Consider the following 15,354-nt stretch of genomic DNA (forward strand, 5'->3'; position numbering starts at 1 on the left):
TTTATATTAAAGATATGAGAGGAAATATATAGAATACGTTCTTTTTCTTCGATTATTAGTCCCTAACCTAATAATACGCGAACGAGTTGAATGATTGTTTCATTCTCTACTTTGTAATAAATTTCCAATCCTTTTCTTTCACTAGAAACGATTTTAGCGCTTTTTAATTTTGCTAAATGCTGTGAAATTGTAGATTGTGGCATGTTTAAGCCAGTATACATTGTAGAAACGTTGCTTGGACCGCGCTCGATTAATCCTTTTACGATACATAAACGAACAGGATGAGCTAGCACTTTTAATAATTCTGCATTACTTTCATATAGTTCTAATTCTTTTTGAAAGGTTTCTAACATGTTCTTTTCCACCTCCGTGTGAGCTATTATACCATACTATACATACCAAAAATTTAAAGAAAAGAAAATAGTTGTTGCAGAAAAAAAGTCCTAAAGTAAAGAAATTGTAAGAAAAGAGACCCTGATGTAAATAAAATAGGTAAATTAGCATGTTTTTGTAAAATGACATTTTTGGGTGAAAATTTCGATGTGTTTTAAAAATTGAAAGATATAGATATATTTGTAACACAATTTTATCATGATTTTCTTATTCTTTCAAATGAATATACAAAATTTTTAAAATAATATGACAAAGGAATTATAATGATATATATAGAATATAAAACAGGTTAAAAGAAAAGAAGTTGAATGTAATTCGCTTCTTTATGGTGATAATGAAATATTTGCTTACGGCTGATAAATCTTAGGATGATCAAGTCATTAGTCATTTATTCTAAAATTCATCTTTTAGCAACGTTAAAAACCTGTGATTCCATATGTTCTCATAAAAATCAATTGTCTCTTTTGCGGACATAAAAGGATTATTCAACGTAGAGGTTGTTTTCTGTACCATAAAGTTTTCGTATCCTAGTCCGTGGGCAAACTTAATCGTAGCATCCATACAGTACTCTGTTTGGGCGCCACAAAATTCAATGCAATTTACAGATAATTGATCTAAAATTTCTTTTAAGTTTGTTTTATAAAATGAATTTGCATGTGTTTTTCTTACAAAAAAATCTTGTTCTTGAACATCTAGATCGGTATGAATAGCCCAAAGTTCTTTCTCGGGTACTAAATCATCATCACAATGTTGAACAAAAAGGATTGGTTTATTTAATTTTCTGTATGAATAAATTCTTTTATTTACCTTTGTTGGTAAGTTCTGTAAATCAAATAAATGCTCCTCGCTATAACATACGCCATTTTGTAAATCGATAACGATTAAAATATCTGAACAAATATCCATTATTTTCACCCCTTTTTATTTCTTAATATATCAATTAATCCATTATTTAGAAATAGATGATATACTTTTATTTTTTTATGGACTATAAGAAAAGAAGAAATTCAAATGAATATAACTAAAACGCAGAAAAAGAAGATATGAAAACCTAATCTCATATCTTCTTTTTCTCTATGCATTTACAGGTTCTTCTACATAAGAAAGGGCATTTTCAAAATCGGATATTAAATCGTTAACATTTTCAAGACCGACTGATAACCGAAGTAATGAATTAGAGATTCCTCTTTCATCACGAGCTTCTTGCGACAGTGCTGCATGTGACATTTTTGCTGGATAAGAAAGAATTGACTCTACAGCTCCTAAACTAACTGCAAAAACAGGTAATTTTACTTTTGATAAAAATTGGCGGAGTGCATCTTCTGACTGCAAAGTAAACGATAAGACCGCTCCAGCTGATGTTGCTTGAGATTGTTGAATATCAAATCCGAGATGTGTTTGTAATCCCGGATAATAGACATTTTGTACTTTAGCGTGCTCTTGTAAATAATGTGCGATTTTATTGGCATTTTTAGCTGAATGCTCGAGGCGTACGTGCAATGTTTTTAGACCGCGAAGTACGAGAGAACAATCTTGAGGTCCTAAAATAGCACCGAATGCATTTTGTAAAAATCCAAGCTTTTGAGCGAGTTCTGCATCTTTTACTACTGCTAATCCGGCAGTAACATCACTATGACCAGCAATAAATTTTGTAGCACTATGAAGAACGACATCAGCTCCAAGTTCAAGTGGTTTTTGGAATAGTGGTGTCAAAAATGTATTATCAACAAAAGTAAGAGCGCCAATAGATTTTGCGAGTTTAGAAACCTCGCGAATATCTGTCACTTTTAAAAGTGGGTTAGAAGGTGTTTCTACATAAAAGAGCTTTGTATTTGGTTTCATGTTTTGTTTTATTTCTTCTAAATTGGTCATATCAACAAATGTATGTGAAACACCGTAACGGGAGAGTACCTCAGTTATCACTCGGTAAGTGCCTCCGTACACATCTTCTGAAATGAGTACGTGATCACCTTGTGAAAGAAGGAGGAATGCAGTGGAAATCGCTGCAATGCCTGATGCAAAGGCGAATCCTTTTGTTCCGCCTTCTAATAAAGTAATGATATCTTCAAGAGCTTCACGAGTTGGATTTCCTGACCTGCTATAGTCATATTTTCCGAACGTATCTACATCAAACTGGTGAAAAGTTGATGTGTTATAAATAGGAACGTTCACAGCGCCTGTTTGCGAGTCATGTTTATATTGGTTGTGTAGTAAGAGTGTATCTATAGAATAGCTCATATTCTTACACCTTCTTTTACGAGTTTAATGGCTTGCTTTAAGTCTTGAATTAAATCGTTACTATTTTCAATGCCAACTGAGAATCGAAGAAGACGATTGCATACGCCGTTTGCTGTTCTAATTTCTTCAGGAATATCAGCATGTGTTTGCGTTGCTGGATAAGTCATTAAACTTTCTACACCACCAAGACTTTCGGCAAATGTAATTAAGGATAAAGATTGTAAGAATGGATTAATCCAAGCTTCATCTTTAAGGCGGAATGAAATCATGCCGCCTCTTCCTGGATAAAATACATCTGTCACCCCGTCTTCATCATTTAAATACGCAACAACTGCTTTCGCATTTTCTTCATGTTGTCTCATGCGAAGCGCTAACGTTTTCATACCGCGAATTAATAACCATGAGTCAAATGGGCTTAAAACTGCACCTGATGCATTATGATAATGAGCGATTTCCTCGCAAAGTTCCTTTCCTTTTGCAACGACAAGCCCGCTTAGTACATCGTTATGTCCCCCTAAATATTTCGTTGCGCTATGAAGTACAATGTCAGCACCTTCTGTTAATGGTTGCTGTATATAAGGTGTGTAGAATGTGTTGTCTACAATAAGAAGTAGTCCGTGCCTTTTCGCTACAGTTGCGACAGCAGCAATATCAGTAACTTGCATTAATGGATTAGTTGGAGTTTCTATGAAAATAGCCTTCGTTTCAGTTGTGATAGCTTGCTCAATTTGTTTAATAGACTGTGTATTTACGTATCTACATCGAACATTCCACTTTTTTTCATGCTCAGAAAATAATCGATACGTTCCCCCGTATAAATCTTCAGATACAATAAGTTCGTCTCCAGAGCGGAATAGAGAAAGGACGAGGAGAACAGCCGCCATCCCTGAACTACAGGCATAACCTTGTTCGCCATATTCTAAGTCTGCGATCGCCTGTTCTAAAAGACCGCGAGTTGGATTGCCAGTTCGTGAATAGTCAAAGCCAGTAGATTTACCAATTCCTTCGTGGCGATAAGCGGTTGAGAAATAAACTGGTGGATTAACCGTTCCAGTTGTAGTTTCACTACGATTTCCGATTTGTGCTAGTTTTGTTTCGATTGTTGACATGTGAAAATTCCTCCTTTTTAAATTGAAACATTAAGTGAATATAAAATAAAAAAAGCCTTCTAAGAAGAAGGCTTTCGGTTTGAATAGAGTCTTCTTCTCATCTGTCAAATCTTTCACAATTTGCTGGAATTAGCACCTTATTAACAAAATGTTAATGGTTGCTGAGGCGTCACAGGGCCAGTCCCTCTACCTCTCTAGATAAGAATGTTCGTATGAAATTTTTATTATGTTTTTAACTTTACAATAAAAGATAATTGAATTGCAACTTTATTTTAAATAATTTTTATTTTTCCGCAAGTGTCATTGACTTTTAATTTTGTGCATGCTAAATTTATTAAAAAATTAACAAACATTGTTAAAAGGGGAACGCATTTCCTTTTAGCTACATAAATAAAATAATAAAGACAACTCTTATTGAGAGCGGTGGAGGGAAAGGCCCTGTGAAACCCGGCAACCTTCAAACGAAATGTTTGAAACGGTGCTAATACCTGCAAAACGAATGTTTTGCATAATAAGAGGAGGAACAATTATGTCCCCCTCTTCAAAGTGAAGAGGGGGTTTTTATATTGATAGAAATGAGGGAGATTCGTGAAATTACTAGATTTATTATCAAAAGGAATTGTAATAGGTGATGGTGCGGTTGGAACGTTATTGCATTCACATGGTTTGCAAAGTAGCTTTGAAGAATTGAACGTATCTGATCCAGATCTAATTATATCCATTCATAAACAATATGTAGCTGCTGGAGCAGATGTAATTCAAACGAATACGTATGGAGCAAATGAGGCGAAATTACGTATGTATGGTTTAGAAAATCAAGTTACAAAAATTAATAGAGCGGCAGTGAAATTGGCGAAAGCATCTGTGACAGATAAAAATGCAATTTTAGGAACAATTGGTGGTATGAAACATATCGGAGCTGTTACAACGACTGATATGGAAAGGGAGTTTATGTTACTTGAACAGGCGGGGGCTTTACTAGAAGAACAGGTTGATGGATTACTATTAGAAACTTTTTATGATGAATTTGAATTACTTCATGCTGTTAAAGTGTTGCGTAAGCAAACGAATATTCCGATTGTTGCGCAATTAGCGTTACATGAAGCAGGTACGACTCAAAATGGAAATGATGTCAATGAAATATTAAAGCAGTTTATAGATTACGGTGCAAATGTTGTTGGATTGAATTGTCAACTGGGGCCGCTTCATATGACGGAAGCTTTCAAAATGATATCGATTCCGCAAAATGGCTATTTATCAGCATACCCAAATGCAGGTCTCCCGAATTATGTAGAGGGACGTTACGTATATGAGGGAAGTCCAGCTTATTTTGAAGCAATGACACCGAATTTTATTGAGCAAGGTATTCGGTTATTGGGTGGCTGTTGTGGTACGACTCCAGAACATATTCAAAGTATGAAGCGCGCTGTTGCGAATATTACCCCTGTAATAGAAAAAGAAACGATTCAAAGGCCAAAAGTCGTTCATACGCATGAGAAACGTTCGAAGGCTCACGTCACTCTAGCAGAGAAAGCAAAAAAACAAACGACAGTTGTAGTGGAATTAGATCCACCGAAAACGTTAGATACACAGCGTTTTTTTGAAGGAGCAAGAGCGTTAAAAAGAGCGGGAGCAGATGCTATTACTCTAGCAGATAATTCATTAGCATCGCCTCGTGTCTCTAATATGGCGATGGGTGCGTTATTAACGAAGCATGATATCCCAGTATTGACGCATTTAACGTGTAGAGATCATAACGTCATTGGACTACAATCTCATTTGTTAGGTTTATCGGCGTTAGGGATGGAAGAAGTGTTAGCTTTAACTGGTGATCCAGCGCGCGTTGGTGATTTTCCCGGTGCCACTTCTGTATATGATTTATCCTCTATTGAGCTTATTAAAATGATTAAAGAAATGAACGATGGACGTTCAATTTTAGGGAAATCAATTGGACCGGCGACAAGGTTTTCTGTAGGCGGCGCATTTAATCCTCACGTGAGGCACTTAAAAGCAGCAGTTAAGCGAATGGAACGAAAAATAGATGCTGGAGCGGAGTATTTTTTAACTCAGCCAATTTACGATATCAAGTTAATTGAAGAAGTGTATGAAGCGACAAAGCATTTGGAACAACCTATTTTTATTGGAATTATGCCGTTAGTAAGTAAGCGGAATGCAGATTTTCTTCATTTTGAGGTGCCGGGTATTACTCTTCCTGAAGAAATAAGAGAGAGAATGGATGGACATGAAACGAAAGAGGCAGCAATTGAGGAAGGGATTCGCATTTCACAAGAATTGGTCGACGCAGCGATGAAATATTTTAATGGTATTTATCTTATTACACCATTTTTAAAGTATGAAATTACAGAACATCTTGTTAAATATGTAAGAGAAAAGCAAGAAGTGAAAGAAGGTATTAATTGATGAAGTGTATAGAAGAAAAATTGAAAAATAGCATTTTAATATTAGATGGTGCAATGGGGACAATGATTCAGCAAGAGGATTTAACTGCTGAAGATTTCGGAGGAGAAGAGTACGAGGGCTGTAATGAATATTTAGTGGAAACAAGACCAGACGTTACTTTAAAGATTCATAAAGCTTATATTGAAGCTGGAGCGGATATTATTGAAACAAATACATTTGGGGCAACGAATATTGTACTAAGTGATTATGAGCTGTCTCATTTAGATGAAGAACTAAATGAAAAGGCAGCACTTTTGGCGAAGCAAGCTGTTAAAGAAAGCGGGAATGAAGTATATGTTGCGGGAGCGATGGGACCAACAACGAAAGCAATTAGTGTTACTGGTGGTGTGACTTTTGAAGAATTGATTGAGGCTTATACAAGGCAGGCACGAGGATTATTAAAAGGAGAAGTTGATGTATTACTCGTTGAGACGAGTCAAGATATGCGTAACGTGAAAGCAGCTTATATTGGAATTCAAGCTGCTTTTGAAGAACTGAAAAAAACGGTTCCTATTATGATTTCAGGTACGATTGAGCCAATGGGAACGACTCTGGCTGGGCAAACAATTGAAGCTTTTTATTTATCAGTAGAACATATGAAACCATTATCTGTTGGGTTAAACTGTGCGACTGGTCCGGAGTTTATGAGGGACCATATTCGTTCACTATCTGATTTATCGGAGTGTTACATTTCTTGTTATCCAAATGCAGGTCTTCCTGATGAAGATGGACATTACCATGAATCTCCATCTTCTCTTGCTGAAAAGGTGAAGCGATTTGCTGAAGAAGGGTGGGTTAATATTATTGGTGGTTGTTGTGGCACGACACCAGAACATATAAAAGCAATGAAATCCGCGCTAGCATCTCTTAAGCCTCGTGACCATCATGAGAGAGAAGGACATGGAATTAGTGGATTAGAAGCACTGCAATATGATGAGTCTATGAGACCGTTATTTGTAGGTGAAAGAACGAATGTTATTGGGTCACGTAAATTTAAACGATTAGTAGCAGAAGGGAAATTTGAAGAGGCTGCTGAAGTGGCAAGAGCGCAAGTGAAGAAAAATGCTCATATTATTGATATTTGTATGGCAGATCCTGATCGCGATGAAATAGAAGATATGGAAAACTTCTTAGCAGAAGTTACGAAAGTTTTAAAAGTACCGATTATGATTGATTCAACAGATGAAAATGTGATGGAGCGAGCTCTTACTTATATTCAAGGAAAAGCTGTTATTAATTCAATTAATTTAGAAGATGGAGAAGAACGATTTAAAAAAGTGACACCGCTTCTTCAGAAGTATGGTGCTGCTATAGTTGTAGGAACAATTGATGAAGACGGTATGGCGGTTAGTGCGGAGCGAAAGATAGAAATTGCGAAAAGAAGCTATGAATTACTTACAAAGAAGTATGGGATACGCCCGTCAGATATTATTTTTGATGCACTTGTGTTTCCGGTAGGGACAGGTGATGAAGAATATATTGGTTCAGCAGCAGCGACTATAGAAGGAATTCGCCTTATTAAAGAAGCGTTACCAGAGTGTTTAACGATTGTAGGGGTAAGTAACATATCATTTGGTTTACCACCGGCTGGACGTGAGGTATTAAATTCAGTCTTTTTATATCATGCTACGAAAGCAGGGTTAGATTACGCGATTGTGAATACGGAAAAATTAGAACGCTATGCGTCGATTCCAGAGGAAGAAAAACGCCTTGCAGATGCACTACTGTTTGAAACGACGAAAGAGACGTTAGAAGAATTTACAAACTTTTACCGAGTTGCTAAAAAGAAAGATATCGTTGTGCAAGAAACGTTAACGCTTGATGAAAGACTAGCAAATTATATTGTAGAAGGTACGAAACAAGGATTACACGAGGATTTAAGTCTTGCGCTTGAAGAAGGAAGAAAACCTCTTGATATTATTAACGGTCCGCTTATGACAGGGATGGATGAGGTAGGACGACTATTTAATAATAATGAACTTATTGTTGCTGAAGTATTGCAAAGTGCTGAAAGTATGAAAGCTGCTGTAAGCTATTTAGAGCCACATATGGAATCTAGTGATAGTGCGAAAAAAGGGAAAGTATTATTAGCAACTGTAAAAGGTGACGTGCATGATATTGGGAAAAATCTCGTTGAAATTATTTTAGCAAATAACGGATATGAGATTATTAATTTAGGAATTAATGTACGTTCGGATCGAATTGTTCAAGAAGTACAAGAAAAGAAGCCGGATATTATAGGCCTTTCCGGTTTATTAGTAAAATCAGCGCAACAAATGGTAACGACTGCTGAAGATTTAAAAGCAGCAAATATTGATGTTCCCATTGTTGTAGGTGGTGCAGCGTTAACGAGAAAGTTTACAGATAATCGGATTTCACCATCATATAAAGGGCTCGTTTGTTATGCGAGTGATGCGATGACGGGGCTCGATATTATTAATAAGCTTCAAAAAGAAGAAGAGCGTGAGAAGATGAAACAGGATAAAAAAGAACGTCATCTTCATATCGTAAAAAAAGAGGAGAAGAAAGTAGAAATTCCAGCAGTAATTGAGTCATTACCGAAGGCTGAAGTTATCGTGCCTGATTCAACAAAACGAATTGTATTACGCGATATTCCGGCCCTTCATCTCGCTCCATTTTTAAATAGACAAATGCTACTTGGGCATCACCTTGGATTAAAAGGAAATGTGAAGAAGCTTTTGAAAGAGGGAGATAAGAGAGTACATGAATTAAATGATTTAATAGATGAATTATTGCAGGAAGGACAATCTTGGTTAAAGCCGAAAGCAGTGTATCAATTTTTCCCAGCGCAAAGCGACGGACAAAACATTGTAATATATGATCCAGAAGATCATACGCGTGTTATAGAGCGTTTCACATTCCCTAGACAAGGAAAGGCTCCCTATCGTACTTTAGGTGATTATTTGCGCCCAATAGGAGATGAGATGGACTATGTTGCTTTCTTATCTGTTACGGTTGGGGAAGGAGTTCGGGACATTGCTGAAGAGTGGAAGGCGAAAGGTGATTACTTACGTAGTCATGCCATTCAATCGTTAGCGCTTGAATTAGCGGAAGGACTTGCTGAAAAAACACATATGCTCATTCGTGACCGCTGGGGCATTCCGGACTCACCTGAACTGACGATGGAAGAACGTTTCCGTACGAAATATAGAGGAATACGAGTGTCATTTGGTTATCCGGCGTGTCCAGAACTTGCAGATCAAGAAAAGCTATTTCGCTTAATTCATCCAGAGGAAATAGGTATTTCATTAACAGAAGGATTCATGATGGAGCCAGAAGCGTCCGTAACGGCTATGGTATTTTCTCACCCTGAGGCAAGATATTTTAGTGTATTATAGTCTAGAAGGGGGAGACGTATGAAGAAAATAGTCTTTACAGGTGGCGGTTCGGCAGGACATGTAACACCTAATTTAGCCATTATCCCATATTTACAGGAAGACAACTGGGATATCTCTTATATTGGTTCTCATCAAGGTATTGAGAAAACGATTATAGAAAAGGAAGGCATTCCCTACTATAGTATTTCGAGTGGAAAGCTACGTCGTTATTTTGATTTGAAAAATATAAAAGATCCTTTTCTTGTAATGAAGGGTGTTATGGATGCGTATGTAAGGATTCGAAAACTAAAACCAGATGTAATTTTTTCAAAAGGCGGTTTCGTATCTGTACCAGTCGTAATTGGAGGATGGCTAAATAGAGTACCAGTTTTATTACATGAATCTGATATGACACCAGGACTAGCAAATAAAATTGCGCTTCGTTTTGCTTCGAAAATATTTGTTACATTTGAAGAAGCAGCGAAACATTTACCGAAAGAAAAAGTAATATATACGGGATCTCCTGTACGTGAAGAAGTGCTGAAGGGAAATCGTGAAAAAGGTTTAGCGTTTTTAGGTTTTTCACGTAAAAAGCCAGTTATTACGATTATGGGAGGCAGCTTGGGCGCGAAAAAAATTAATGATACGGCTCGAGAAGCATTACCAGAACTTCTTAAAAAATATCAAATTGTTCACCTTTGCGGAAAAGGTAACCTTGATGAAAGTTTACAAAATAAAGAAGGATATAGACAATTTGAATATGTACATGGAGAACTGCCAGATATATTAGCGGTAACAGATTTTGTTATTTCACGCGCGGGCTCCAACGCAATTTTTGAATTTTTAACATTACAAAAGCCGATGGTTTTAATTCCATTATCGAAATTTGCAAGCCGTGGAGATCAAATATTAAATGCAGAGTCCTTTGAAAGGCAAGGGTATGCCTCCGTATTATATGAAGAAGATGTAACTGTAAAATCTCTTATAAAGTATGTCGAAGAATTGAATCAAAATAATGAGAAGTATAAAACAGCACTAAAAAAATATAATGGAAAAGAAGCAATTAAAACAATCATTCAAAATATTTCAGAGGCATGATGAAACAATCATGCCTCTTTTAGTAGGGTGAAAGATTCCAAGAATTGATATTTTTATGTTACAATAAAGTGAAACTTTAATCAGTTGGGTTCATCCCACATCTAACTTCTTTACTGTTACTAAATTTTGAGGAGGTAGTCTTACTGCCCTCAAATAGCGGGATAACAAATGGGTTAATAGGGAAATTCCAATTAATGAGGCGTGAAAATACGAATGGATTAGGAGTGACTGTGTTGGAGCTAAGTCTCTATGAAAATACTGCACTTATTATATGCTTTGTGTTGTACGTTGGTAGTGTTATTGTTTATATTTCAAGGAAATTTTCGCAAGAAAGAGAGCTTGAAAAGTCAGAGATAACAGCTGAACTAGAAATGTTAGCTGATGAAAGTTATAAAAAACAAAAAATAAAAGAAGACCATGAAGCATCCCATCATTTAAACGCAAATAAGTTTTAAAGATGGGGATTTTTTTTGAAATTGTTCTTTATTATAGCTATAACAAATAACGCTAAAAAGGAGTTTCCCCATACACAATGAAGGAGTGTATATAAATGAATTTTTATATCGCCTCAGGTTTCCAAAATAAACATCTTGTACATTCCGTAGCAAATGAACTGAAACATGTAGGATGGCACCATACATATGATTGGACCAAAAATGAAAGAGCAGCGAATGAAGAACAATTAAGAGAAATTGGTCAGGCAGAACGAAATGCTGTAAAAGAAGCGGATGTATTTTTACTTATATTAGATGGCGGAAACGGGAGCCATACAGAGTTTGGAATGGCGATTGCACTAGAGAAAACGATATATGTATATCATGCAGGAAACCCGCTCCAAACAACGTTCTATCACTTGCCAGAAATAAATATTTTTGAAGGAGATGTAGCTGAGTTTGCATCTTTTGTTATGAATCATGTGAAATAATAGTAACTACCTAAAAGGTTATAAAAGTGATCTTTTGGGTACAGTGATGATAAGAAACGTATATAAAGGAGTACATAATATGAAATTAGAAAATGGATGGGAAACGAGCTTTTTAGAAGTCGTACAAAATAGTGAATTTAAGAAAGAGGCACTTCTTAGTCAATTGCTTTGTCAGGATAGTGAAGAAGTAGAAGAGCTTGTGGATGATTACGGCTACGAAGAACTTGTTGAACGTGAACATGATGATGAGTTAGCTGAAATCTTAGGAGAAGAACTTTTTAGTGAGATAGAACGCCAAGTATTCTTATCTTCAAACCCAGAAGAAAAACTTATTTCATTCGTCAATGGATTAGGTTTTCATGTGCTAGATTGGATCGTTCTTCTTGAAACAGAATTTGGCATTGATAGTGCAAACTTTACATCAGATGCTGTGAAGGTGTTAGAAAAGCGTTTCAGACAGTTTCCATACATAGAGGACAAGACAATTTTTGATATGACATTTGGAGAATCGATGGATGTATTAGAATCTGTTACAGGATTACAACTAAAGGAAAAGATGAACGTATAATGAAAAAAGAACGTGATTGGATCACGTTCTTTTTTTACATAATAATAATTTTATCATCTAGTTTTGTCTGCCCGGTAAGAAGTGCGTTTAAATATTCCACTTTTCTTATACAAGCTTGTATATGTCTTTCAATCTCTTGTAACTCTGCTTGGTGATGCGTTTCAATTGGATGAATTTGTACGTTGAATTTTTCAAATTGACTACTATATGTTATTTCTGCATAGCCGCTCATAATATCGGTTTCGTTATGAAATAAAAATTGCTTCGTTTTGTCACAGAATGATACATCCTGAAAGCCATATACTTTTAATGCTTCAATTACTTTTTTAATCATTTTTGTATTCATTTTTTAACCCTCTTTACGAAGTTCTACTTATATATTATAACATAAAAAATTACATAGAAAGCGCTTCCAAGTGTGTTTTATTATAAACTTTACGTTTCAATCACAAAAATGAAACAAAGAAAAAATAATTGTAAAGAAGGAAGGACTCTTTTATTGTTTCGTCATATATATAGAGAAATAGTGCAATGAAAGGAAATTTTCCGAGGTGGAGATCGTATTTCCAATTTGAGCGCAGTAAAAGAGGTGAGAATTTTGAACTTTGATATTGTAGGACAAAAAGCATATATAAAAGATGGACCGCATCGGAACCGAATTGGAATTGTAAAGAAAAACGAGACAAAATTAGCATCGCAGTTTGCTATTGTAATTGGAGAACAAATCATTGATGTAGAGCTAAAGGATATCGTGTTAGTTGGAGTAGACGTAGGACAATTTCATAAATGGTGCGAACAAAATGGTTATTTGTGAAAAGGACGGGCTGTGAGATAATGAAATATATTTGAGGAAAGAGGATATGTTATCATATTCTCTTTTTCTATGTTTCAGGAGGCGAAAATGAAATATAAAGAACAGGAGTTTACGTTGGAGTTAAAAGAGAACATTCAATGTATGGAGAAGGAAATAGAGCGAATATTACTTAAACTGCATAAAGAGTATGCGCATTTATACATAGAAAAACACATGGAATTAGATATGGGATTTGCAAGAGAAAAAGAGAATCCCTTTGAGGTGGGCTATTATTCATCAGTTGCCATAGCTATATTAGATGAAGAAAAAGAGATGATTGAATTTCACTATATTCCAATTTGGAAATGCGAAAGAATCTTTTTAGGAATGTCAATTCAATCAAACATTTTTGGGAGTAAGAAAGTAGGGGAACTTGTTGATGAATCTTGTTATGAGATTGAGGAGGAGTTAAAAGAGCAACTAGAAGAATACTTGGAGTAAGAATTCTCAAGATAAAATCTATAAAGAGGGAACGGAATAAAAAAGACGCTAACAATTGTATGTTAGCGTCTTTTTTTCATTATGAAGCAATTTCACCAGTTTTTGTATCATCTTGATTGTACGTATCTTGATCTAATTCACCAAGCCATTTACTTGAAATAAGACCTGCTGTCATAGAACCACTTACGTTAAGAGCTGTACGCCCCATATCGATTAATGGCTCAACCGAGATAACTAGAGCAACAATACCGATTGGTAAGTTCATTGTAGATAGTACGATTAAAGCTGCGAATGTTGCGCCGCCACCAACTCCGGCAACACCGAATGAGCTAATAGCGATAACAGCGATTAAAGTTAAAATAAATTGTGGTTGTAATGGATCAATTCCTACAGTTGGAGCGACCATCATTGCAAGCATTGCTGGATAAATACCTGCGCAACCGTTTTGTCCGATAGATACCCCAAATGAAGCTGCGAAGTTTGCAATTCCTTCGGAAATACCAAGCTTTTCTTTTTGAGCTTCAATATTTAATGGCATCGCACCAGCACTAGAGCGAGATGTGAATGCAAAAGTTAGTACAGGGAACACTTTTTTCAAATATTGAATTGGATTTAAACCAGACAATGCAATTAATAATAAGTGAATGATAAACATTACGATAAGTGCTACGTAAGAGGCTAACACGAAGTTACCAAGTTTTAAAATAGCATTTATATCGCTACCAGCAACTGTTTTTGCCATAAGAGCTAATACGCCGTATGGAGTAAGGCGTAAAATTAATGTTACCATACGCATTACGATTGCATATACAGCATCAAGCATTTTCTTAAATAGTTCTGCTTGTTCTGGATATTTTCGTTTTACACCTATAAAGGCAATGCCGATAAAGGCTGCAAATATTACGACAGAAATTGTTGATGTTGGACGAGCGCCTGTTAAATCAAGAAACGGATTTGTAGGCAATAGCTCTAATAATTTATCTGGAATTGTTGTCTTTTCAATAGAAGTAAATCTTTCTTCAACTAGTTTCAGACGAGCAGATTCTGCATCACCTTGTTGCAAGCCTGCTGCAGATACATCAAATCCTGCACTTGCAGCGATACCGACAGCTGCAGCGATTCCTGTAGTAAGAATTAAAATTCCGATAATAAGACCACTGATTTTACCAAGGTTTTTCGTTAACTGTAATTTTGTAAAGGCTGAAATAATAGATACTAAAATAAGTGGCATAACGATCATTTGAAGTAATTTCACATAACCGTTACCGATTAAGCCAAACCAAGTATTTGATTCAATAATTATTTTAGAAGTTGGTTCATAAATAAATTGTAATATAAGACCGAATATAATTCCGACTCCTAAAGCAGTAAATACACGTTTATTAAAAGATACATGCTTACGTTGCATATAATATAATACGCCAACTAAAATGAGCATGACTGCAACGTTAATTCCGACAAGCAGTGTATTCATGTTGATTCCCCCTAATTCCAATCTGTTATATAGAATATAAGGCAATGAAACCCATAAGTCAACTAGGAAATTCCGGAATTAAAAAAAGATGGCAAAATGCCATCTTTTAATGTCCAGCCCCAGGGACAAGTAAAAACGTCGTGTAGTATGTAAATCCTATGAAGAAAACAGTTAAATATGCCCCAAATACGTATATATACATACGCTCTGTTAATTTTAAATAGCTTAAAAGTACGAAGAAACCTGTTTGTCCTAAAAATAGTAGTGCGGTCTGTTGCATATCCCCTACGTAAAACATAACCGAGAAAATTCCAGTCCAAAAGCCGAGAACGCGAAACATGCGCTCCATGCCATCTCCCTCCTTTTCTAAAAAAAGTAAACCTCACCTCATTATAGTTTATTTTTCTTACTATTGTAAATATTCATTCACATAAAAAGAAGCCAATTATTATTGGCT

General features: G+C 35.8%; 15 protein-coding genes and 2 riboswitches. Of the genes, 8 read left to right on the top strand and 7 right to left on the bottom strand.

From position 1 onward, the window contains the following. Window positions 1–62 precede the first annotated feature (62 nt). The 4 genes from QCI79_RS20765 to metI form a co-directional block, all read right to left on the bottom strand. Window positions 63–353, bottom strand: a complete 291-nt coding sequence (locus QCI79_RS20765; protein WP_000894377.1) for an ArsR/SmtB family transcription factor — start codon at window positions 351–353, stop codon at window positions 63–65. A 433-nt stretch (window positions 354–786) separates the two neighbouring features. Beyond that, the gene (locus QCI79_RS20770) at window positions 787–1,299 is read right to left on the bottom strand and encodes a cysteine hydrolase family protein (RefSeq protein WP_021727639.1); all 513 of its coding nucleotides are present in this window, start codon (window positions 1,297–1,299) and stop codon (window positions 787–789) included. Between the two features lie 168 nt (window positions 1,300–1,467). After that, window positions 1,468–2,631 (bottom strand): cystathionine beta-lyase, encoded by a 1,164-nt coding sequence (metC, locus tag QCI79_RS20775; protein ID WP_000122307.1) that lies wholly within the window; start codon window positions 2,629–2,631, stop codon window positions 1,468–1,470. After that, complete coding sequence (metI, locus tag QCI79_RS20780; RefSeq protein WP_000103889.1) at window positions 2,628–3,740, bottom strand: cystathionine gamma-synthase/O-acetylhomoserine thiolyase; 1,113 nt, start codon at window positions 3,738–3,740, stop codon at window positions 2,628–2,630. The genes metC and metI overlap by 4 nt, the downstream gene beginning before the upstream one ends. Window positions 3,741–3,834: 94 nt before the next feature. Then, window positions 3,835–3,945: riboswitch (SAM riboswitch) on the bottom strand. A gap of 203 nt (window positions 3,946–4,148) precedes the next feature. Continuing rightward, a riboswitch (SAM riboswitch) is annotated at window positions 4,149–4,258 on the top strand. Window positions 4,259–4,328: 70 nt separating this feature from the next. Between metI and QCI79_RS20785 the strand changes: the two genes are divergently transcribed. The 6 genes from QCI79_RS20785 (at window position 4,329) to QCI79_RS20810 (ending at window position 12,129) form a co-directional block, all read left to right on the top strand. Further along, on the top strand, window positions 4,329–6,161 hold the full coding sequence (locus QCI79_RS20785; protein ID WP_000770361.1) for a bifunctional homocysteine S-methyltransferase/methylenetetrahydrofolate reductase: 1,833 nt from the start codon (window positions 4,329–4,331) through the stop codon (window positions 6,159–6,161). Continuing rightward, window positions 6,161–9,559, top strand: a complete 3,399-nt coding sequence (gene metH / locus QCI79_RS20790) for a methionine synthase (RefSeq protein WP_021727638.1) — start codon at window positions 6,161–6,163, stop codon at window positions 9,557–9,559. Before QCI79_RS20785 ends, metH begins: the two co-directional genes overlap by 1 nt. A gap of 18 nt (window positions 9,560–9,577) precedes the next feature. Next, the gene (gene murG, locus QCI79_RS20795) at window positions 9,578–10,636 is read left to right on the top strand and encodes an undecaprenyldiphospho-muramoylpentapeptide beta-N-acetylglucosaminyltransferase (RefSeq protein ID WP_000724777.1); all 1,059 of its coding nucleotides are present in this window, start codon (window positions 9,578–9,580) and stop codon (window positions 10,634–10,636) included. A 194-nt stretch (window positions 10,637–10,830) separates the two neighbouring features. Continuing rightward, window positions 10,831–11,091 carry a DUF3966 domain-containing protein gene (locus QCI79_RS20800; protein WP_001250699.1) on the top strand — a complete coding sequence of 87 codons (261 nt, stop codon included), beginning with the start codon at window positions 10,831–10,833 and terminating at the stop codon, window positions 11,089–11,091. A gap of 95 nt (window positions 11,092–11,186) precedes the next feature. Next, entirely contained in the window at window positions 11,187–11,561 is a 375-nt protein-coding gene (locus QCI79_RS20805; protein WP_001012336.1) for a nucleoside 2-deoxyribosyltransferase, read from the top strand. Between the two features lie 79 nt (window positions 11,562–11,640). Next, window positions 11,641–12,129 carry a hypothetical protein gene (locus QCI79_RS20810; RefSeq protein ID WP_000764261.1) on the top strand — a complete coding sequence of 163 codons (489 nt, stop codon included), beginning with the start codon at window positions 11,641–11,643 and terminating at the stop codon, window positions 12,127–12,129. Window positions 12,130–12,163: 34 nt separating this feature from the next. On the opposite strand, the gene QCI79_RS20815 is transcribed toward QCI79_RS20810, so the two are convergent. Continuing rightward, complete coding sequence (locus QCI79_RS20815; RefSeq protein ID WP_001093237.1) at window positions 12,164–12,475, bottom strand: hypothetical protein; 312 nt, start codon at window positions 12,473–12,475, stop codon at window positions 12,164–12,166. Window positions 12,476–12,727: 252 nt separating this feature from the next. Between QCI79_RS20815 and QCI79_RS20820 the strand changes: the two genes are divergently transcribed. Together QCI79_RS20820 and QCI79_RS20825 are read left to right on the top strand one after the other, a co-directional pair. Then, complete coding sequence (locus QCI79_RS20820; RefSeq protein ID WP_001008326.1) at window positions 12,728–12,943, top strand: DUF3912 family protein; 216 nt, start codon at window positions 12,728–12,730, stop codon at window positions 12,941–12,943. Window positions 12,944–13,030: 87 nt separating this feature from the next. Beyond that, window positions 13,031–13,423: a hypothetical protein gene (locus QCI79_RS20825; RefSeq protein WP_000875388.1), complete on the top strand. Its 393-nt coding sequence runs from the start codon at window positions 13,031–13,033 to the stop codon at window positions 13,421–13,423. Between the two features lie 79 nt (window positions 13,424–13,502). On the opposite strand, the gene QCI79_RS20830 is transcribed toward QCI79_RS20825, so the two are convergent. Both QCI79_RS20830 and QCI79_RS20835 read right to left on the bottom strand, forming a co-directional pair. Further along, window positions 13,503–14,897, bottom strand: coding sequence for an L-cystine transporter (locus QCI79_RS20830; protein WP_001094330.1), 1,395 nt, complete (start codon window positions 14,895–14,897; stop codon window positions 13,503–13,505). A 106-nt stretch (window positions 14,898–15,003) separates the two neighbouring features. Then, window positions 15,004–15,246 (bottom strand): DUF2626 domain-containing protein, encoded by a 243-nt coding sequence (locus tag QCI79_RS20835; protein WP_000440721.1) that lies wholly within the window; start codon window positions 15,244–15,246, stop codon window positions 15,004–15,006. Window positions 15,247–15,354 lie beyond the last annotated feature (108 nt).

The sequence above is a fragment of the Bacillus cereus group sp. MG1 genome, assembly GCF_040460035.1.
Classification (GTDB): Bacteria; Bacillota; Bacilli; order Bacillales; family Bacillaceae_G; genus Bacillus_A; species Bacillus_A cereus.

What these genes read in the sequence shown, in the direction of transcription:
- QCI79_RS20765 (WP_000894377.1), bottom strand. Translation starts at nt 353, where the DNA reads ATGTTAGAAACCTTTCAAAAAGAATTAGAACTATATGAAAGTAATGCA.
- QCI79_RS20770 (WP_021727639.1), bottom strand. Translation starts at nt 1,299, where the DNA reads ATGGATATTTGTTCAGATATTTTAATCGTTATCGATTTACAAAATGGC.
- metC (WP_000122307.1), bottom strand. Translation starts at nt 2,631, where the DNA reads ATGAGCTATTCTATAGATACACTCTTACTACACAACCAATATAAACAT.
- metI (WP_000103889.1), bottom strand. Translation starts at nt 3,740, where the DNA reads ATGTCAACAATCGAAACAAAACTAGCACAAATCGGAAATCGTAGTGAA.
- metH (WP_021727638.1), top strand. Translation starts at nt 6,161, where the DNA reads ATGAAGTGTATAGAAGAAAAATTGAAAAATAGCATTTTAATATTAGAT.
- murG (WP_000724777.1), top strand. Translation starts at nt 9,578, where the DNA reads ATGAAGAAAATAGTCTTTACAGGTGGCGGTTCGGCAGGACATGTAACA.
- QCI79_RS20800 (WP_001250699.1), top strand. Translation starts at nt 10,831, where the DNA reads ATGAGGCGTGAAAATACGAATGGATTAGGAGTGACTGTGTTGGAGCTA.
- QCI79_RS20805 (WP_001012336.1), top strand. Translation starts at nt 11,187, where the DNA reads ATGAATTTTTATATCGCCTCAGGTTTCCAAAATAAACATCTTGTACAT.
- QCI79_RS20810 (WP_000764261.1), top strand. Translation starts at nt 11,641, where the DNA reads ATGAAATTAGAAAATGGATGGGAAACGAGCTTTTTAGAAGTCGTACAA.
- QCI79_RS20815 (WP_001093237.1), bottom strand. Translation starts at nt 12,475, where the DNA reads ATGAATACAAAAATGATTAAAAAAGTAATTGAAGCATTAAAAGTATAT.
- QCI79_RS20825 (WP_000875388.1), top strand. Translation starts at nt 13,031, where the DNA reads ATGAAATATAAAGAACAGGAGTTTACGTTGGAGTTAAAAGAGAACATT.
- QCI79_RS20830 (WP_001094330.1), bottom strand. Translation starts at nt 14,897, where the DNA reads ATGAATACACTGCTTGTCGGAATTAACGTTGCAGTCATGCTCATTTTA.
- QCI79_RS20835 (WP_000440721.1), bottom strand. Translation starts at nt 15,246, where the DNA reads ATGGAGCGCATGTTTCGCGTTCTCGGCTTTTGGACTGGAATTTTCTCG.